We start from the raw sequence: 17,902 nt of genomic DNA, 5'->3' as shown, positions 1-17,902 counted from the left end.
TGATGCGAGGTCAATCCGCTGACGCAGCCGGGAACATACGGCAAATGCCTGAGATGCCCTCATTCCCCGTCACCCGATGAGCGCCGGAGTCCTCGTACGGCGGACCGTGGGCGGTGCCACGGCGCTGCGCGGCGGCGGGGCCTGGCGCCCCACCCCGTACCAGCTCGTCGGCTTCCTGTTCTGGCTCGTGATGTCGCTGGCGTACTGGAGGGTGCCGCTGTGCTGCGACGCCGGGCAGCACGCGGCGGTCGTCGAACGGCTCAAGGACGACCTGCTGCACCCCCGGCACCCGATGGCGGACCTGCCGGGCGCGGGCAGCCCCTACTACTCGCCCTTCGCGCTCGCGCAGGGCGCGTTCGCCCGGCTGACCGGGCTGGGCGGCTGGGAGGTGCTGCGGCTCACCGGGCCGCTGAACCTGCTGGTGCTGCTCACCGGGATCGGCCGCTTCGTCCGGGTCCTCACCCCGCGTCCCTGGGCGCCGGTGCTCGCGCTCGCCGCGATGACACTGCTGTGGGGGGTGGAGCGGGCCTGGTGGAGCGGCTATCTGAACCTGATGTCGATGACGGGCAACCTGTCCTACCCGTCGGCGTTCGCGATCGGGCTCACCTTCTGGGCCTGGGCGCTGACGGGTGTGCGGGCCCGGGACGCGGGGGCCGTCCGGTACGTCGGGCCGGGCGGGCTGCGCCCGCTGCCCGGGTACGCGGCGCTGGGCGCGCTGTACGGGCTGATCCTGCTCGTGCATCCGATCACGGCGGTCGCGGCGGCGCTCGGCGCGGTGGCGCTGGTCGCCGGATGGCAGCGACGGTGGTCGGCGGCGGTCGCCGGACGGTGGGCGCTGGCGGGCGCGGTGGCGTCGGCGGTGGCCGCGTGCTGGCCGTACTTCGACGTGTTCGCGCTGGTCGGGGACGGCAGCGTGGACGCCATGCACCGGCGGCTGTACCGGGACCTGGCCGGCCAGTTCGGGCTGGCGCTGCTCGGGCTGCCCGCGCTGTGGCTGCGGGCCCGGCGCACCTCGTGGCGCGACCCGCTGGTGCTGATGTTCGTCCTGGACTGCCTGATGGTGGCGTACGGCTGGGCCGGCGGCCACTACACCTACGGCAGGATCCTCGGGCTCACACTGGTGCCGCTGCAGTTCGCGCTCGCGGTGGAGCTGGCGGCACCCCGGCCCTGGCCGGGGTGGCGGCGCCTGCTGGGCTGGGTCACGGCCGCGGGGGCCTGCGCCGGGTTCCTCACCGTGCACGCCGGGGCGGTGGTGCCGCCCGCGGTGGACCCGGTGGGCTTCGCACGGCCGCCGGACTGGCCGGCGTACCTCTGGGCCGCGCGGCACATCGGCCCGGGCGAGGTGGTGATCACCGACGGCTACCACGCCGTCCACGCCCTCGCCGGGTACGGGCCGAACCTCGCCGCCCCGGCCTGGCCGGACGCCGCGCTGGACGAACGGGAGCGGCTGCGGCGGGTGGCCGACGTGCGCGCGTACCTGGATCCCGGTGCGACCCGCGCGGAGCGGGCCGCGATCGTCCGCCGGTACCACGCCCGCTGGCTGCTGCTGACGCCCTGGCAGCGGGTGCCCGAGGAGGCGGTGGTGGTGACGTGGAGCCGGCGGACGGGGGAGGTGCTGGCGCGGGTCGGGGGGTGACCGGCGGGGACTACTCGATGACGAGGTCGACCGGGATGTTGCCGCGGGTGGCGTTGGAGTAGGGGCAGACCTGGTGGGCCTGCTCGACCAGCTTGCGGCCGGTCTCCTCCTCGATGCCCTCGGGCAGCTCGACGCGCAGCGTGACCGCGAGCGCGAATCCCTCGCCCTGCTTGCCGAGGACGACCTCGGCGGTCACCGCGGCGTCGCTGACGTCGACCTTCGCCGCCCGGCCGACCACGCCGAGGGCGCTGCCGAAGCAGGCCGCGTACCCGGCGGCGAAGAGCTGCTCGGGGTTGGTGCCCTGGCCGTTGCCGCCCAGCTCGACCGGGGCGCTCAGGCCGAGGTCCAGCGTGCCGTCGGAGGTGACGGCGCGGCCCTCGCGGCCGTGGGTGGCGGTGGCGACAGCGGTGTAGAGCGCGTCCATGGGGTGACCTTCCCTCTCGGATACCGGGCCGGACCGTCTGCCGGTTCCGGCCCCCGTACGACCACAAGTAGAGCACACAACTTAATTGTGCACAACCAAATGGCCCGCACGGGGCTACCCTGAAGGCATGACGACCACTCCGAGCCCACCACCCGCGTCGCCCCCGCTGCCGGGCGCCGCGGACGACTGGCTCCGCCTGGACCGGCAGATCTGCTTCAGCCTGAACGCCGCCTCGCGCGCCTTCAACGGCGTCTACCGGGTGGTGCTCAAGGATCTCGGCCTCACCTATCCCCAGTACCTGGTCATGCTGGTGCTGTGGGAGCACGGCGCCCTGCCCGTGAAGAAGCTCGGCGAGCATCTGCGGCTGGACTCCGGCACCCTGTCCCCCCTGCTCAAGCGACTGGAGGCGGCCGGCCTCGTGCGCCGGGAGCGCAGCGCGCGCGACGAGCGGTCGGTGGAGGTCCGGCCCACCGACGAGGGCGTCGCGCTGCGGCAGCGGGCGGTGGAGGTGCCGCGCCGGATCCTCGCCGCGACCGGCTTCGAGGCCGACGAGGTCCGCGCACTGAGCACCCACCTGCGCGACCTGACCGCGGCACTGGACAGGGCGGCGGCCGAGGGCGCGTGACGGCGGCGGCCGGACGCACGGCGTGTGACGGGGCACTCCCGGCCGGGCAAAGGGTATGAATACCTCACGAAACAGCCCGAGGATGTCATGCGCCCCTCTCACGCCCACGCCGCCACCGCCGCTTGCGTCGCCGTCGTCGTCATCGGTCACGACGACGGCGCCCACGTGGGCGAGGCCGTGCGCTCGGCGCTCGGACAGGGCCCCGCGGTGCGCGAGGTCGTCGCCGTGGACGACTGCTCGACGGACGGCAGCGCCGCCCTGCTGGACCGGCTCGCCGCCGACGACCCCCGGGTGCGGGTGATCCGGCTCCCCGTCAACAGCGGCGGCTGCGGCACCCCGCGCAACACCGGGCTCGACGCGGTGACCGCGCCCTACGTGATGTTCCTGGACAGCGACGACCTGCTGCCGCCCGGCGCGGCGGACGCGCTGCTCGCGGCCGCGACCGGGGCGGACGCGGAGGTCACCGGCGGTCTGTGCGTGCGCCGTGAGCTGCCGTCGGGCCGCGAGGTGCCGTGGGAGCCGGGCCTGTACGCCTCACCCGCCGTCCTCGCCCACCCGGCGCACCGCACGCGCCTGGTCCACGACACCCTCTGCGTCAACAAGCTGTACGCCACGGCCTTCCTGCGCGAGCACGGCATCCGCTTCCCCGGCGGCCGCTTCCCCTACGAGGACATCGTCTTCACCGCGCGGGTGTGGGCCGCCGCCCCGCGCGTCGCCCTGGTCCCGGACCCGGTGTACGTCTGGCACGTCCGCCGGTCCGCGCGCCGGCTGTCGATCTCGCTGGACCGCGCGGGCATCGGCAACTGGCGCGCACGCACGCACGCCTGCCGCACCGCCCACGACATCCTGCTGGACGCCGGGGAGAAGCGGCTGGCCCGCGCGGCGCGGGCCAAGTTCCTCGACCACGACCTGCGCATGTACGCGCGGGAACTGCCGCTGCGCGACGAGGACCACCGGCGGGCGTGGTGGGAGCACACCCGGACCGTCCTCGCCGGCTACGACGCCGCCGACTGGGCCCGCGACCCGGTCGCCCCGGGCCCGCTGATCGCACGGGTGGTCCTGGCCTCCCCCGAGCCACGCGACCTGCCCCGCCTGCGGGAGCTCGCCTCCCGGCCCGCCCGGCTCCGCCCGCCGTACGCCCGCACGGAGGACGGCACGCCGTGCTGGTCGCCCGACCTGCCCGGGATCACCCTGGAGCCCCTGCTGACCCGCCCCGCGCCCCTGCTCCCCCTCGCCGTGGACGCGGAACTGCGCCCCCGCGCGCGTCGCCTGCGGCTGCGCCTGCACGACCTGTACGGCCGTACCGCACAGGCGGGTCCGGCGGAGGTGGAGGTGGAGTGGCGCCACCGGGACGGCACGGGGCCGGCCGTGCGCCGCACGCTGCCGCTGCGGCCGTCCGCCGGGGGCACCTGGACCGCTCGGACCCCCGTACGCCTGGACCGGCTGGCCTCGCTCGCCACGGGCACCTGGGACCTGCGGCTGCGCGTGCGCTTCCGGGACGGCACGACCCGCCGCGTCACGGCCCACGCCCTCGCGGGCCCGGGCCTGCTGCGCCGTCACGCGCTGCCGAGCCTCCGGCACGCCGTGCTCCTCGTCCACCCGTACGCCACCCACTCGGGCTCCCTGGCCGTGCGCGTGGCGACCGGCACACGCGGCATCACCCCGCTCCTGCGCGCCCGGCTGCGGCGCCCGCCCCGCGTCAGAGCGCCTTCAGGGCCTGCGTCGTCGCCCTCGCCAGAGTCGCCAGGTAGCCCTTCGGGAGCTTCGGGTTGCGGATGACCACCGAGCGCCAGTAGAGCGGGCCGGAGATCAGGTCCAGGGCCAGGTCGTGGTCGGCGCCGGGGCGGAGCTCGCCGCGCGCCTCGGCCGCCGTGACGATGCCCTTGGCCACTCCGTCCTGGCCCTCGCGCAGGGCCTTCCGCAGGGCCTCGGCGATGTCGGGGTTGCGGGCCGCCTCGGCCTGGAGGTCGGGGAGGATCTGGGAGGCGACGGGGTGGCGCAGGGCGCGGGACGTGACCTCGTAGAGCAGCCGCAGGTCCCCCTCCAGTGAGCCGGTGTCCGGCGCGGGCAGGCCCTGCACGGCGATCGCGGACACCAGGTCGAGGACCAGGTGCAGTTTGGAGCGCCAGCGGCGGTACACCGCCGTCTTGCCGACGCCCGCGCGGCGCGCGATCCCCTCGATCGACATCCGCGCGTAGCCGACGGCGGCGAGTTCCTCGAAGACGGCCGCCCGGATGGCCTCCGTCACGTCCTCCCGCAGCACGGCGGCCCCGGCGGGGGCCCGGCGGCGCGGACGCGGCTGGGGCTCCTCGGCGTTCGTCGTCATGCGGACCAGCATAGGCCGCCACCGTAGCGACGAAACGGTTGCGTTCCGACGCGCATTCGACCTACGCTCCGTCACGACGATACGGTTCCGTCCCGACGTCGATAACCCGTTGCCCTCCCCTCCCCCTAGCGAAAGCAGCGGATGTGAGTCAGGTCCTCCACACACCGCCCCCCGCACCGGCCGGCCCCACGCCGGCCGAGGACGACCTCGCGGCCCTGGCCGCCCGGCACGGCCTCACGGTCAGCGGCGCCCGGCCCTCCCTCGCCGAGTACGTCCGTCAGCTCTGGGGCCGGCGGCACTTCATCCTCGCCTTCTCCCAGGCGAAGCTCACCGCCCAGTACAGCCAGGCCAAGCTCGGCCAGCTCTGGCAGGTGGCGACCCCGCTGCTGAACGCGGCCGTGTACTTCTTCATCTTCGGTCTGCTGCTCGGCGCCAACCGGGGCATCCCGAGCGACGTGTACGTGCCGTTCCTGGTGACGGGCGTGTTCGTGTTCACGTTCACGCAGAGCTCGGTCCTGGCCGGCGTCCGCGCGATCTCGGGGAACCTGGGGCTGGTGCGGGCGCTGCACTTCCCGCGGGCCTCGCTGCCGATCAGCTTCGCGCTCCAGCAGCTCCAGCAGCTGCTGTTCTCGATGGTCGTGCTCGTCGTGGTCATGCTGGCGTTCGGCAGCTTCCCGGACCCGTCGTGGCTGCTGGTGGTGCCGGCGCTGGTGCTGCAGTTCGTGTTCAACACCGGACTGGCGCTGATCTTCGCGCGGATGGGCAGCAAGACGCCGGACCTGGCGCAGCTGATGCCGTTCGTGCTGCGCACGTGGATGTACGCCTCGGGCGTGATGTTCAGCATCCCGGCGATGCTGCACGACAAGGACGTGCCCGGCTGGCTCGCCGACGTCCTGCAGTGGAACCCGGCCGCGATCTACATGGACCTGGTCCGCTTCGCGATGATCGACGGCTACGGCTCGTCGTACCTGCCCCCGCACGTGTGGGCGTTCGCGCTGGGCTGGGCCGTGCTGACCGGCGTGGCCGGCTTCGTCTACTTCTGGAAGTCCGAGGAGAGGTACGGCCGTGGCTGACAGCACCGACCGGAAGGTCCCCACCGTCGTCGCCGACGGCGTCGACATCGTCTACCGGGTCAACGGCACCGGCGCCGGACGCGGCTCCGCCACCGCCGCCCTCAACCGCATCCTGCGCCGCAAGCAGACCGAGAAGGCCTCCGGCGTGCGCCGGGTGCACGCCGTGCGCAACGTGTCCTTCGTCGCCTACCGCGGCGAGGCCATCGGGCTCATCGGCACCAACGGCTCGGGCAAGTCGACCCTGCTCAAGGCCGTCGCCGGCCTGCTCCCGGTGGAGAACGGCCGCATATACACCGACGGCCAGCCCTCCCTGCTCGGCGTCAACGCGGCGCTGATGAGCGACCTGACCGGCGAGCGCAACGTCCACCTCGGCGGGCTCGCGATGGGCATGTCCCGCGACGAGATCAAGGCCCGTTACCAGGAGATCGTCGACTTCTCGGGCATCAACGAGAAGGGTGACTTCATCACCCTGCCGATGCGCACCTACTCCTCCGGCATGGCCGCCCGGCTGCGCTTCTCCATCGCCGCCGCCAAGGACCACGACGTGCTGCTCGTCGACGAGGCGCTGGCCACCGGCGACCGCTCCTTCCAGAAGCGCTCCGAGGCCCGGATCCGCGAGCTGCGCAAGCACGCCGGCACGGTCTTCCTGGTCAGCCACAACAACAAGTCCATCCGCGACACCTGCGACCGCGTGCTGTGGCTGGAACGGGGTGAGCTGCGCATGGACGGGCCGACCGAGGAGGTGCTCAAGGAGTACGAGGCGTTCACCGGGGACAAGGCCGCCAAGCCGAAGCCGAAACCGAAGCCCCAGGCGGCCGCCGCTCCGAAACCCGCGCCCGCGCCGGGCGGGGCGGGGGTTCCGCTTCCTTCGTGAGGCCCCGGCCCGCGCGTTGCTCCGCCCACTTCGTCACATTGATGCCAATATGACCGAAGAGGACCGTCCGGAGCGACGAGAAGCCGAAGGAGCCCCTCGATGCCCGAGCTCAGCGTCATCGTTCACGGGCCGAACACCCAGGACCATCTGACCGGCCTCCTCGACTCGCTCGCCGCCCACCCCCTCCCGGACGTCGAGGTCGTCGTCGCCGCCGTCGGCGACTGGGCCCGGGAGGCCGCGGAGCGCCACACCCCCCACGTCCAGGTGCTGCCGCTGCCCGACGGCACGTCCGACGCGGCGGCCCGGACGGCGGGGGCCGGGCGGGCCACCGGCCGCTGGCTCCAGTTCGTCCGCGCCAAGGACGGCCTGCCGCCCGGCAGCCCGCGCACGGTCGCCGAACGGGCCGCCGGGCTCCCCGGCACCATCGACGTCCTGCTCCTCGACCACCTCCGCAGCACGTGGCGCAGCTCCGGCCTGCCCTCGGCGGACGGCCCCCTCCTCACCCGAGCGGGCCGCACCGACCTCGCGCTCGACGACAGCGCCTATCTGCTCCGGCTGACCCCCCTGCTCGGCACCCGCGTCCTGCGCGCCGGTTTCTGGCGGGCCCACGAGGAGCGGCTCAGCACCGACGACGAGCCGGGGGCCGCCCTGGCCGCGCTCCTGCTCGCCGACCGCGTCGCCTGCCTGCCGCACATCGCGTACGAGGACCGCAGGCTGCGGCCGGCCTGCCTCCCCCCGGCCACCACCGCGCAGCACTTCGGGATCGTCGACCGCTACGAGGAGCTCCTCGACCTCGCCCGCGAACGCCCCGCCGTCTACACCGTGCTGTACGAGATCATGGTGCGGGACTGTCTGCGCACCTTCGCCCGCGGCGGCCTGCCCGGCGACGTGGCCGAGGAGTTCTTCCACCGGGCCTCGCTCGCCGCCCTGCGCCGCCGCCCCGAGGGCCACCGCCGCCCCGCGGGCTTCGAGGGCATCCGCCGCTCGCTGCTCGAGGAGGGCGCCTACACCAAGTACCGCGCCTTCCAGACCGCCAACCGCGCCCGCCGCGCCGTGCGCTCCGCGGTGCGCGCCGGACGGCGCGAGGCCGGCACCCGGGTCCGCGACCTCCGGTACCGCAGGGCCCTGCACCGCCCCGTCGACCCTCACCTCGCGGTGTTCTCCGCCTACTGGAACCGCGGGGTCGCCTGCAACCCGGCCGCGATCGCCGCCGAACTCGCCCGGCTCGCCCCGGACGTCCACCCCGTGTGGGTGGTCACCGAGCGCAACGCGGCCCTGCTCCCGCCCGGCACCGACCACGTCGTCCCCGGCACCCCCCGCTACTGGGAGGTGCTCGCCACCGCGAAGTACCTCGTCAACAACGTCAACTTCCCGAACGCGGTCGTCAAGCGCCCCGGCGCCGTCCACGTCCAGACCCACCACGGCACCCCGCTCAAGCGCATGGGTCTGGACCAGATGCCGTTCCCCGCAGCCGCGCAGGGCCTGGACTTCGACGCGCTGCTCGAGCGCGTCGACAAGTGGGACTACAGCATCTCCGGCAACAGCCACACCACCCGCATGTGGGAGAGGGCGTACCCGGCCCGCTTCGTCTCGCTGGACCACGGCTATCCGCGCAACGACGTCTTCTACACGGCCGGTGCCGCCGAGATCCGCGCGGTCCGCGCGCGCCTCGGCATCCCGCCCGGCCGCCGGGCCGTCCTGTACGCGCCCACCCACCGGGACTACGAGGCCGGCTGGACCCCGCGCCTGGACCTCGCCGCGCTCGCCGACCACCTCGGCGAGGACACCGTCCTGCTGGTGCGCGGCCACTACTTCTACGACGCCGGCGTATCCCCGCTGGCCGGGCTGCGCCGCTCCGGCCGCGTAGTGGACGTCTCCTCCTACGACCCCGTCGAGGAGCTGTGCCTGGCCGCGGACGCCCTCGTCACGGACTACTCGTCGATCATGTTCGACTACGCCAACCTGGACCGCCCGATCGTCATCCACGCCGACGACTGGGAGACGTACCGCACCACGCGCGGCGTCTACTTCGACCTCATGGCCGAGGCGCCGGGACCGGTGGCCCGCACCCAGGAGGAGCTGACCGAGATCCTCGCCACCGACGCCTGGCACGACGAGGGCGCGGCGAAGGCACGGGCCGTGTTCCGGCGCCGGTTCTGCGAGTTCGACGACGGCCGCGCCGCCGAACGCGTCGTACGCCGGGTCTTCCTCGGCGAGGAGGAGGCGTCGCTGCCCCCGGTGCTGCCGATCGGGGAACGCACCCCGGCGCCCACCCCCGAGGAGGCGACCGCGTCATGAGCACCCCTCAGGTCCCCGACGTCACCGTCACGGTGATCGTGCACAACGACGCCGAACGGCTCCCCCGCGCCGTGGAGTCCGTCCGCCGCCAGACCCACCGGAACCTCGAGATCGTCATCAGCGACGACCACTCGACGGACGACACGCCCCGGGTGGCGCGCGAGCTGGCGGCCGCCGACCCGCGCATCCGGTGCCTGCGGCTGCCGGAGAACAGCGGCGGCTGCAGTGCGCCGCGCAACCGCGCCCTGGAGATCGCGCGGGCGCCGTACCTGATGTTCCTGGACAGCGACGACGAACTCCCGCCGGGGGCGGTCGCCTCCCTGCTCGCCGCGCACCGCGCACGCGACATCGACTTCGCGATGGGCGCCGTGCGGCGGATCCGGGTGGACACCGGCCGCCGCTCCACCTGGATGCCGCACCTCGTGGGCGAGCACCGCACCCTGGACGGCATCGAGGACGACCCGCGCCTGTTCTTCGAGCACCTGTCGACCAGCAAGATGTACGCCCGCGCCTTCCTCGACCGGTACGACCTGCGCTTCCCCGAGGGCATCCACTACGAGGACCAGCTGTTCTCGGCGCAGGCGTACTGCCTGGCGAAGCGGTTCACGATCATCCCGGAGCCGGTGTACCACTGGTACGTCGCCCCGTACGCGGGCTCCGACGCGGCGTCCATCTCCAACCAGCGGCATCTGCTCAGCAACGTCCGCGACCGGATCCACGTGCAGCGGCTGATCGACGCGTTCCTGGTGGAGAGCGGGCACGAGGCGCTGCGCGAGGACAAGGACCACAAATTCCTGAAGCACGACTTCCGGATGTACGCGGGCGACCTGCCCCACCGTGACGACGAGTGGCTCGCGGGCTTCGCGGACCTGGTCAACCCGTATCTGGAGACGCTGGCCCCGGGCGCCTACGCCCGGCTCCCCCGCTCCGAGCGGGTGGTGCTCGGGCTGGTCCGCGATCGCCGTCTGTCCGACGCCCGGCTCGCCGCCCGGGGCCTCGGCCACTGTGTCGCCCCGAGGACGCTGACGACGGACGCGGACGGCCGCACCTACTGGGGCGACCGGGTCCCCGGGTCCGCCGAGGCCCGCCGCGAACTGGACCTCACCGACCTGGAGCTGGAGACCCGCCCGTTCTTCGGCGCCCAGTTCCGCCACGAGATCACGGAGATCACCCACGGCGCCGGTGCCTGTCTCGACCTGACCGTGCGGACCTACGACCCGGCCCGGCGTCTCCCGGTCGGCCCCCAGCGCGCAAGTCTGCTGCTCTCACCCGGCCGGCGCCGCCTCACCGTCCCCTTCCGTCTCGAGCCGGTCCGGCCCGGCGTCTTCGAGGGCCGGGTCCGTCTCGACCCGGCGGCCGCCCGCCTCCCGCTGAGCGGCTTCGCCGGGGTGCGCCATCCACTGGTCCGCCTGAGCCGCGCGGGCCAGGGCAACAGCGGCCTGCTGCTGGCCCCGCTCGCCTTCCCGCCTGTGACCGTCCGCGTCCCCTACCGCTCCGGCGCGGCCCCGCACCGGGTCACGATGGAGCCGGAGGGCCACGGCCCGGGCCGGCTCCAGATCCGCTGGGCCCCGGTCGGTGTCACGGCGCACGTCCTGCGCCCCCTGGCCCTCCACCTGGCCCGCCCCCGCGTACGCAGAGCCGCCCGCCTGGTGGCAAGCGCCCTCCGCTGAGGCCCCCCTCACAGCCCGTCCGGCGTTCGAGGACGAGGCCCGTCCAGGGCCGAAGGGGGGTTCGGGGCGCAGCCCCCGGGGACGGGACGGGAAGGGGCGGCGGGGGCGAGAAAACCCGGCCCCCACCCCACCGGCCCCCCACCCCACCGGCACCACCCCCTCACGGCACCGCGTACAGCACCTCCCCCTCCGGCCCCCGCGCCACCGGCCGCAACGCCGTGCCCGCCAGAACCCCGGTCCGGTCCACCACCCACCGCACCCGATACTCCCGCTCCACCCCCCGCCGCACGGCCTCCGACGCCCCCTCCGCGAAGTACGCCCGCGTGGCCGCCACCCGCCGCTCCTCGTCCGGCAGGAAGAAGTCGGGGTACCCAGGGGCGACCGTGTAGCCCCCGTACGCCGGAACCTGCCGCGCCGGCCGCCCCTCGGCCATGACCACGTCGCCGTAACGCACCCACGGAGTGATCCAGTGATACCCCGTCCACGGCGGCCGGTACCGGTCCGCCACCACCTCCGGCAGGGCGCCGCGCGGCACCACGTACCCGAGTGTTCCCGCCTGGGCCCACCCCCCGAGCACGAGCGCCCCGGTGAACAGCACCGCCCAGCCGGCCCGCGCCCACCGGCGCCCCGCCCGGCCGGCCGCCAGCGCCGCCGCGAGCTGCGCCGGGACGACCGCGGCCGGCAGGGCACGCCCCCACGAGTAGTGGCCGGTCAGCCACCCCGCCGAGACGACCAGCGCCCCCAGCACGAAGAACACCACCAGCGGATCCCTGCGGTCGCGCAGCCACCGCGGCACCAGCGCGGCGACCCCGAGCAGCACCAGCCCGTACCGCGCGAGGGGACGCGCGTACAGCACCCGGTGCACCGGCTCCAGCGCCTCCCCCGCGCCGGACAGCGCGAAGAAGTCGTAGTACGGCCACGCCCACAGCACCACCACCCCGGCCGCCAGGGCGGCGGCCGCCCGCGGCCACACCGCCCGCCCGGGCCGCGCCCCGACCACCGTGGCGACGGCGCCGGCCGAGGCCACGACGCCCGAGAACTGGTGGCAGAGCAGGATCACCGCCCACAGCACCCCCAGACCGAGCCACGTCCCCCACCCGGCCGCCCCGCGCGTCGCCACCGTCAGCCACGCCCAGAGGTGGAAGGCGAGCCCGAGGGTGAACGTGCTGGGATACGCCACCGTCAGCGCGAGCGAGTTGAGCCCGAGGTAGCCGCTCCACAGGAACGGCGTCGTGCCCCACAGGAGCAGCAGGCTCAGCAGGGCGAGCGCGGGAGCGGCCCGCCGCGCGCTCAGTGTCCGTACGTACCGCCACACGCCCGTCACCAGCAGCACCAGCCCGGCCGCGGCGGCCAGGCGCAGCACCACGAAGACGCCCAGCCCCGTCACTCGGGCGACACCGCCGAGCACCAGCATCCACGGCGAGTGATACGGACTCGGCGTGTCCGCGTCCACCAGCGGGTTGCCCGGGTCGAACGGGCTGTACCGCAACCGCTGCACGGTCGCCGCGTGGATGCCGAGGTCGCCGACCCACGGGAGCCGCACGGCCACCAGGACCAGCAGGACCAGGACGAGTCCCGCCGCCACCCGGGCTATGGTCCGGCCCACGGCCGCCGGGTGGACCGGGGCGCGGCGCGCCCCGGTCCTTCCCGAGCCGACGGACGACGAGAATCGGACAGTCACACAAAAGCCATAGCCCGCGACGGCCCGGCCTCACCGGTTCACCGCCGATCCCCACCTAAGGCACCAAGCACGCACGAGGGGCGCCCCCGGACCCGACGGTCCGGGGGCGCCCCTCGGTGTGTGTCCGCTACGAGTGCGACCGCAGCAGCGTCCGCATCGTCCGCATCGCCACCGACAGGTTGGCGAGGTCGAACGCGTCGGAGCCGTGGATCTCCTCCAGGGTGGTGCGGGCCCGGCCGAGCAGGGCCGCGTTCTTCTGCTCCCAGACCTGGAAGCGCTGCTCCGGCGTCGAGGAGCCGTTGCCCACCGCCAGCACGTCCGCGGTGACCGCCGCGTGCGCCGCGTACAGGTCCTCGCGGATCGCCGCGCGGGCCATGGACTGCCAGCGGTCGGCGCGCGGCAGCTCGATGATGCGGTCCATCAGCTGGGTGATGCGCAGCCGGTCACCGAGGTCGTAGTACACCTCGGCGACGTCCAGGGGCTCCTTGCCCATCCGGTCGGCGATCGACACGATGTCGAGCGTCGGGAAGGCGGAGGAGAACCCGGCGACCCGCGTGGCGAGCTCGTCGGGGACGCCGGCGCCGGTCAGCTCGTCGTAGATCTTCTGGTACCAGTCCAGGTCCACGCCGCGCAGCAGCTTCGGCAGCTGCGCCCAGACCTGCTCGACGCGCTCGGCGAAGAACTCCACCGTCTCCGCCAGCTCCAGCGGCTGCGGCCGGTTGTTCAGCAGCCAGCGCGTACCGCGCTCCACCAGCCGGCGCGAGTGCAGCCGGATCCGGGTCTGCACCTCTGCGTCGACCGTGTTGTCGAGCGCCTCGACGCCGTCCCACACCACCGAGGAGCGGAAGATCGCGCGGGCCACGGTCTGCGCCCGGACGATCTCCTCAAGCGACGCGCCGGTCTCCTCGCGCATCCGGTGCAGATACGTCGTACCGCCCGTGTTGACCGTGTCGTTGACCAGCACCGTCGTGGTGATCTCGCGGCGCAGCGGGTGGCCGTCGAGACGGTCGAGGAACTGCTCGCGCAGGGCCGTCGGGAAGTAGGCGTGCAGCAGCACCGTCAGGTACGGATCGTCGGGCAGCGAGGTGTGCAGCAGCTCATCGGCCACCGTGATCTTCGTGTACGCGAGCAGGACGGCCGTCTCCGGTCCGGTCAGGCCCTGACCGGTGGCGAGCCGTTCGCGGATCTGGCGGTCGGTGGGCAGGAACTCCAGGGCCCGGTCGAGGTGGCCCTCGCGCACCAGGTGCTTCAGGAAGCGCTGCTGCGCGTGCATCATGTCCTTGGACTGCGCCAGCGCGTTGGCGATGGCCGTGTTCTGCGCGTAGTTGCTGCGCAGCACCATCTCGCCGACCTCGTCGGTCATCTCCGCGAGCAGCTTGTTGCGCTGCTTGACGGTCATGTCGCCGTCCTTGACGAGACCGTTCAGCAGGATCTTGATGTTCACCTCGTGGTCGGAGGTGTCCACGCCCGCGCTGTTGTCGATGGCGTCGGTGTTGATCCGGCCGCCGTGCAGCGCGAACTCGATCCGGCCGAGCTGGGTGAAGCCCAGGTTGCCGCCCTCGCCGACGACCTCGACGCGCAGGTCCTTGCCGTCGACGCGGATGGCGTCGTTGCCCTTGTCGCCGACGTCGGCGTTGGACTCCGTGGACGCCTTGACGTACGTGCCGATGCCGCCGTTCCACAGCAGGTCCACCGGCGACGTGAGGATCGCCTTCATCAGGTCGGCCGGGGTCATCTTGGTGACGCCGGGCTCGATGCCGAGGACCTCGCGGATGTGGGAGTTGAGCGGGATGGACTTGGCGCTGCGCGGGAAGATCCCGCCGCCGGCCGAGAGCAGCTCGGTGTTGTAGTCGGCCCAGGAGCTGCGCGGCAGTTCGAACAGGCGGCGGCGCTCGGCGTAGGAGAGGGCCGCGTCGGGGTTCGGGTCGATGAAGATGTGCCGGTGGTCGAAGGCCGCGACCAGCCGGATGTGCTCACTGAGCAGCATCCCGTTGCCGAACACGTCACCGGACATGTCGCCGATGCCGACGACCGTGAAGTCCTGGGTCTGGGTGTCCACGCCCAGCTCCCGGAAGTGCCGCTTGACGGACTCCCAGGCGCCCCGGGCGGTGATGCCCATGCCCTTGTGGTCGTAGCCCGCGCTGCCGCCGGAGGCGAAGGCGTCACCGAGCCAGAAGTTGTAGGACTCGGCGACCTCGTTGGCGATGTCCGAGAACTTGGCGGTGCCCTTGTCCGCGGCGACGACGAGGTAGGTGTCGTCCTCGTCGTGCCGGACGACGTCCACCGGGGGCACGACCTCGCCGGCCACCATGTTGTCGGTGATGTCGAGCAGCGCCGAGATGAACGTCCGGTAGCTGGCGACGCCCTCCGCCATCCAGGCGTCGCGGTCGGCGTTCGGGTCGGGCAGCTGCTTGGCGACGAAGCCGCCCTTGGCGCCGACCGGCACGATGACGGTGTTCTTCACCATCTGCGCCTTGACCAGGCCGAGGATCTCCGTACGGAAGTCCTCACGGCGGTCCGACCAGCGCAGGCCGCCGCGCGCGACCTTGCCGAAGCGCAGGTGCACGCCCTCGACCCGCGGCGAGTACACCCAGATCTCGAACGCCGGGCGCGGCGCGGGGAGGTCCGGAATGGCCTGCGGGTCGAACTTCATGGAGACGTAGTCGTGCGGCACGCCGCCGCTCGCCTCCTGGAAGAAGTTGGTGCGCAGCGTCGCCTTGATGACGGTGAGGAAGGAGCGCAGGATGCGGTCCTCGTCCAGCGAGGCCACCTGGTCGAGGGCGGCGTCGACCTCCTCCAGCAGGGCGTCCACCAGTTCGTACCCGGCGCGCTGCCGGTCCGGCGACATCCGCGCCTCGAACAGGGAGACGAGCAGCCGCGTGGTGTGGACGTTGTGGCGGAGGGTGTCCTCCATGTAGTCCTGGCTGAAGGTGGAACCCGCCTGGCGCAGGTACTTCGCGTACGCCCGCAGCACCATGGCCTGCCGCCAGGTCAGCCCGGCGCTCAGTACGAGGGCGTTGAAGCCGTCGTTCTCCGCCTGGCCGGTCCAGGTCGCCGCGAAGGCCTCCTGGAAGCGCTCGCGGGCGTCGTCACCGAGGTAGTCCACCCCGCCGCCCGCCGCCTGGGGCATGCGCAGGCCGAAGTCGTAGATCCAGGCCACGCTGCGGTCCGAGCAGCGCAGCTCGTACGGCCGCTCGTCGACCACCTCGACGCCGAGCCGCTGGAGCACGGGCAACACCGCGGACAGGGAGACGGCCTCCCCCTTGCGGTAGATCTTGAAGCGGCGCTCGTCGGGTGCGGCGCCGACCGGCTCGTACAGGCTGAGTTCGAAGTTCCGCTCCTCGTCGAGCTGCTCGACCCTGGCCAGGTCGGCGACGGCGCTGCGCGGGGGGTGGTCGGCCTTGTAGCCCTCGGGGAAGGCACCCGCGTAGCGGCGCAGCAGTTCGGCGGCGCGCTCCTCGCCGAACTCGGCGTTCAGCGCCTCGCTGAAGCCGTCGGCCCAGGAGCGGGCGGCCTCGACGAGCCGGGCCTCGATGCGCTCCTTGTCGGCGTCGGACAGCTGCGGCAGTTCGGTGCCCTGCGGGACGCGGACCACGAAGTGCAGCCGGGAGAGCACCGACTCGGTGTTCCAGGCGGTGAAGTCGACGCTGATGCCGCCGAGCTCCTCCTTGAGGATGTCGATGATCCGCAGGCGCACACCGGTCGTGTAACGGTCGCGCGGCAGGTAGACGAGGGCGGAGTAGTAGCGCCCGTACTCGTCCTGGCGCAGGTAGAGCCGCAGGCGGCGGCGTTCCTGGAGGTAGAGGACCGAGGTGACGATGGCCTGGAGTTCCTCGGCCGGGGTCTGGAACAGCTCGTCGCGCGGGTAGGTCTCCAGGATCTGGAGCAGGTCGCGCCCGTCGTGGCTGTGCGGCGAGAAGCCGGCGCGCTCCAGGACCTCCTCGACCTTGCGCCGGATCACCGGCACCCGGCGCACGGACTCGGTGTAGGCGGCGGACGAGAACAGTCCGAGGAAGCGCCGCTCACCGACGACGTTGCCGTCCGCGTCGAACTTCTTGACGCCGATGTAGTCCAGGTACGACGGCCGGTGCACGGTGGCCCGGCTGTTGGCCTTGGTCAGCACCAGCAACTTGTGCTCGCGCGCCTTGGCACGGGCGTCGGCGGGCAGCCGCTCGAAGGACGGGCTGACCGGGTGGCCCTCCTCGTCGGCGTGGTGCGGGTCCGAGCGCAGTATGCCGAGGCCGGTGCCGGGGACGGCGGCCAGCGAGTCGTCCGAGCGCAGCTCGTACTCCCGGTAGCCGAGGAAGGTGAAGTGGTCGTCGGCGAGCCAGCGCAGCAGCTCGCGGGCCTCCTCGACCTGCGGCGCGGGCAGGTCGGCGGGGACGGGCTCGTCGGGCAGCGTCTCGGCCAGCGCGGTCGCGGACTGGCGCATCTTGCCCCAGTCCTCGACGGCCTCGCGGACGTCGGACAGGACCCGCAGCAGATCGGCGGTGATCTGCTTGAGGTCGCCGCGGTCGGTCTCGCGGTCGATCTCCACGTGGATCCAGGACTCGACGTGCGCGTCGTGCGGGAGATCGCGCGTGTCCTGGGGGAGGTCGCCGCCGACCGGGGTGGAGAGCACCTCGATCAGCTTGCCGGTGACGTCCCGGCGGACCACGAACTGGGGGTGGATGACGACGTGGATGCCGCGGCCCTGCCGGGTCAGCTCGTTGGTGACGGAGTCGACCAGGAAGGGCATGTCGTCGGTGACCACCTCGACGACGGAGTGGCTGCACGTCCAGCCGTTCTCCTCGACGGTCGGGGTGTGGACCCGGACGTTGGCGGTGCCCTGGGGGCGGCTCTCGGCGAGCCGGAAGTGCGAGACGGCGGCTCCGAAGACGTCGACCGGGTCGCGGTCGGTCAGGTCCTCCGGGGCGGTGTGCAGGTAGTAGCGCTGGAGGAACTCGAGCACGGTGTCCCGGTCGGGCATGCCCTTGTCCGTCGTCCCAGTCGGCAGTTTCCCCCCGGCCGGGCTGTTCTCAGCTACCCGGGCGGCCCTGTCGAGCAGCTCGGCCTTGGCTTCGTCCAGCTTGGTCTGCATGGTCCTCTGGCTCCTGTCGCGCGCCGTTGCGTGACGTAGAAGAAAGTACGGTCTCCGGCCTTGTGGTGCGGTGATACGACGCGGGGTGTCCGGTCTGTTCCGACGCTATGCCGCAAGGTGGGAGGAGCGGGGGCTTCTCGGCCGAATTCGGTGCGTCCGACGGGTGTGACTCTGCTCTCCGTGACGCCTGCCCCCCTGGGGTGCGCCGCGTCGTC

Annotated in this window: 11 protein-coding genes; 7 read left to right on the top strand and 4 right to left on the bottom strand. The window is 73.1% G+C overall.

The features are described 5' to 3' along the window. Window positions 1–76: 76 nt before the first annotated feature. The gene (locus tag BU52_RS28910) at window positions 77–1,636 is read left to right on the top strand and encodes a membrane protein (RefSeq protein ID WP_037939968.1); all 1,560 of its coding nucleotides are present in this window, start codon (window positions 77–79) and stop codon (window positions 1,634–1,636) included. A 10-nt stretch (window positions 1,637–1,646) separates the two neighbouring features. Here the strand turns inward: BU52_RS28910 and BU52_RS28905 are convergent, their stop codons facing one another. After that, window positions 1,647–2,060 (bottom strand): organic hydroperoxide resistance protein, encoded by a 414-nt coding sequence (locus BU52_RS28905; RefSeq protein WP_037939966.1) that lies wholly within the window; start codon window positions 2,058–2,060, stop codon window positions 1,647–1,649. A 127-nt stretch (window positions 2,061–2,187) separates the two neighbouring features. Here BU52_RS28905 and BU52_RS28900 point away from each other — a divergent pair, with 127 nt between their 5' ends. Beyond that, on the top strand, window positions 2,188–2,685 hold the full coding sequence (locus BU52_RS28900) for a MarR family winged helix-turn-helix transcriptional regulator (RefSeq protein ID WP_037939964.1): 498 nt from the start codon (window positions 2,188–2,190) through the stop codon (window positions 2,683–2,685). Between the two features lie 87 nt (window positions 2,686–2,772). Beyond that, window positions 2,773–4,464 carry a glycosyltransferase family 2 protein gene (locus tag BU52_RS28895; RefSeq protein WP_078903495.1) on the top strand — a complete coding sequence of 564 codons (1,692 nt, stop codon included), beginning with the start codon at window positions 2,773–2,775 and terminating at the stop codon, window positions 4,462–4,464. Here BU52_RS28895 and BU52_RS28890 read toward each other — a convergent pair. After that, window positions 4,385–5,011 carry a TetR/AcrR family transcriptional regulator gene (locus tag BU52_RS28890; protein WP_037939993.1) on the bottom strand — a complete coding sequence of 209 codons (627 nt, stop codon included), beginning with the start codon at window positions 5,009–5,011 and terminating at the stop codon, window positions 4,385–4,387. The genes BU52_RS28895 and BU52_RS28890 overlap by 80 nt on opposite strands. A gap of 143 nt (window positions 5,012–5,154) precedes the next feature. Here BU52_RS28890 and BU52_RS28885 point away from each other — a divergent pair, with 143 nt between their 5' ends. The 4 genes from BU52_RS28885 (at window position 5,155) to BU52_RS28870 (ending at window position 10,926) form a co-directional block, all read left to right on the top strand. Next, on the top strand, window positions 5,155–6,084 hold the full coding sequence (locus tag BU52_RS28885; protein ID WP_037939962.1) for an ABC transporter permease: 930 nt from the start codon (window positions 5,155–5,157) through the stop codon (window positions 6,082–6,084). After that, window positions 6,077–6,958, top strand: a complete 882-nt coding sequence (locus tag BU52_RS28880) for an ABC transporter ATP-binding protein (protein ID WP_037939960.1) — start codon at window positions 6,077–6,079, stop codon at window positions 6,956–6,958. The genes BU52_RS28885 and BU52_RS28880 overlap by 8 nt, the downstream gene beginning before the upstream one ends. 99 nt (window positions 6,959–7,057) lie before the next feature. After that, complete coding sequence (locus BU52_RS28875; protein WP_037939957.1) at window positions 7,058–9,256, top strand: CDP-glycerol glycerophosphotransferase family protein; 2,199 nt, start codon at window positions 7,058–7,060, stop codon at window positions 9,254–9,256. After that, a complete protein-coding gene (locus tag BU52_RS28870) occupies window positions 9,253–10,926 on the top strand; it encodes a glycosyltransferase family 2 protein (RefSeq protein ID WP_037939955.1) in 1,674 nt (557 codons plus the stop codon). Before BU52_RS28875 ends, BU52_RS28870 begins: the two co-directional genes overlap by 4 nt. Before the next feature lie 160 nt (window positions 10,927–11,086). On the opposite strand, the gene BU52_RS28865 is transcribed toward BU52_RS28870, so the two are convergent. Then, entirely contained in the window at window positions 11,087–12,607 is a 1,521-nt protein-coding gene (locus BU52_RS28865) for a hypothetical protein (RefSeq protein WP_037939953.1), read from the bottom strand. A 127-nt stretch (window positions 12,608–12,734) separates the two neighbouring features. Further along, on the bottom strand, window positions 12,735–17,687 hold the full coding sequence (locus BU52_RS28860) for an NAD-glutamate dehydrogenase (protein ID WP_037939951.1): 4,953 nt from the start codon (window positions 17,685–17,687) through the stop codon (window positions 12,735–12,737). Window positions 17,688–17,902: the final 215 nt, after the last annotated feature.

Origin of the sequence: Streptomyces toyocaensis (genome assembly GCF_000725125.1) — a bacterium.
In the GTDB taxonomy this organism is placed as follows: Bacteria; Actinomycetota; Actinomycetes; order Streptomycetales; family Streptomycetaceae; genus Streptomyces; species Streptomyces toyocaensis.
The sequence above is the reverse complement of the archived record's forward strand: the minus strand, read 5'-3'. Positions and strand labels throughout refer to the sequence as shown.

Coding starts and splice junctions, on each gene's coding strand:
- BU52_RS28910 (WP_037939968.1), top strand. CDS start 77: ATGAGCGCCGGAGTCCTCGTACGGCGGACCGTGGGCGGTGCCACGGCG.
- BU52_RS28905 (WP_037939966.1), bottom strand. CDS start 2,060: ATGGACGCGCTCTACACCGCTGTCGCCACCGCCACCCACGGCCGCGAG.
- BU52_RS28900 (WP_037939964.1), top strand. CDS start 2,188: ATGACGACCACTCCGAGCCCACCACCCGCGTCGCCCCCGCTGCCGGGC.
- BU52_RS28895 (WP_078903495.1), top strand. CDS start 2,773: ATGCGCCCCTCTCACGCCCACGCCGCCACCGCCGCTTGCGTCGCCGTC.
- BU52_RS28890 (WP_037939993.1), bottom strand. CDS start 5,011: ATGACGACGAACGCCGAGGAGCCCCAGCCGCGTCCGCGCCGCCGGGCC.
- BU52_RS28875 (WP_037939957.1), top strand. CDS start 7,058: ATGCCCGAGCTCAGCGTCATCGTTCACGGGCCGAACACCCAGGACCAT.
- BU52_RS28870 (WP_037939955.1), top strand. CDS start 9,253: ATGAGCACCCCTCAGGTCCCCGACGTCACCGTCACGGTGATCGTGCAC.
- BU52_RS28860 (WP_037939951.1), bottom strand. CDS start 17,687: ATGCAGACCAAGCTGGACGAAGCCAAGGCCGAGCTGCTCGACAGGGCC.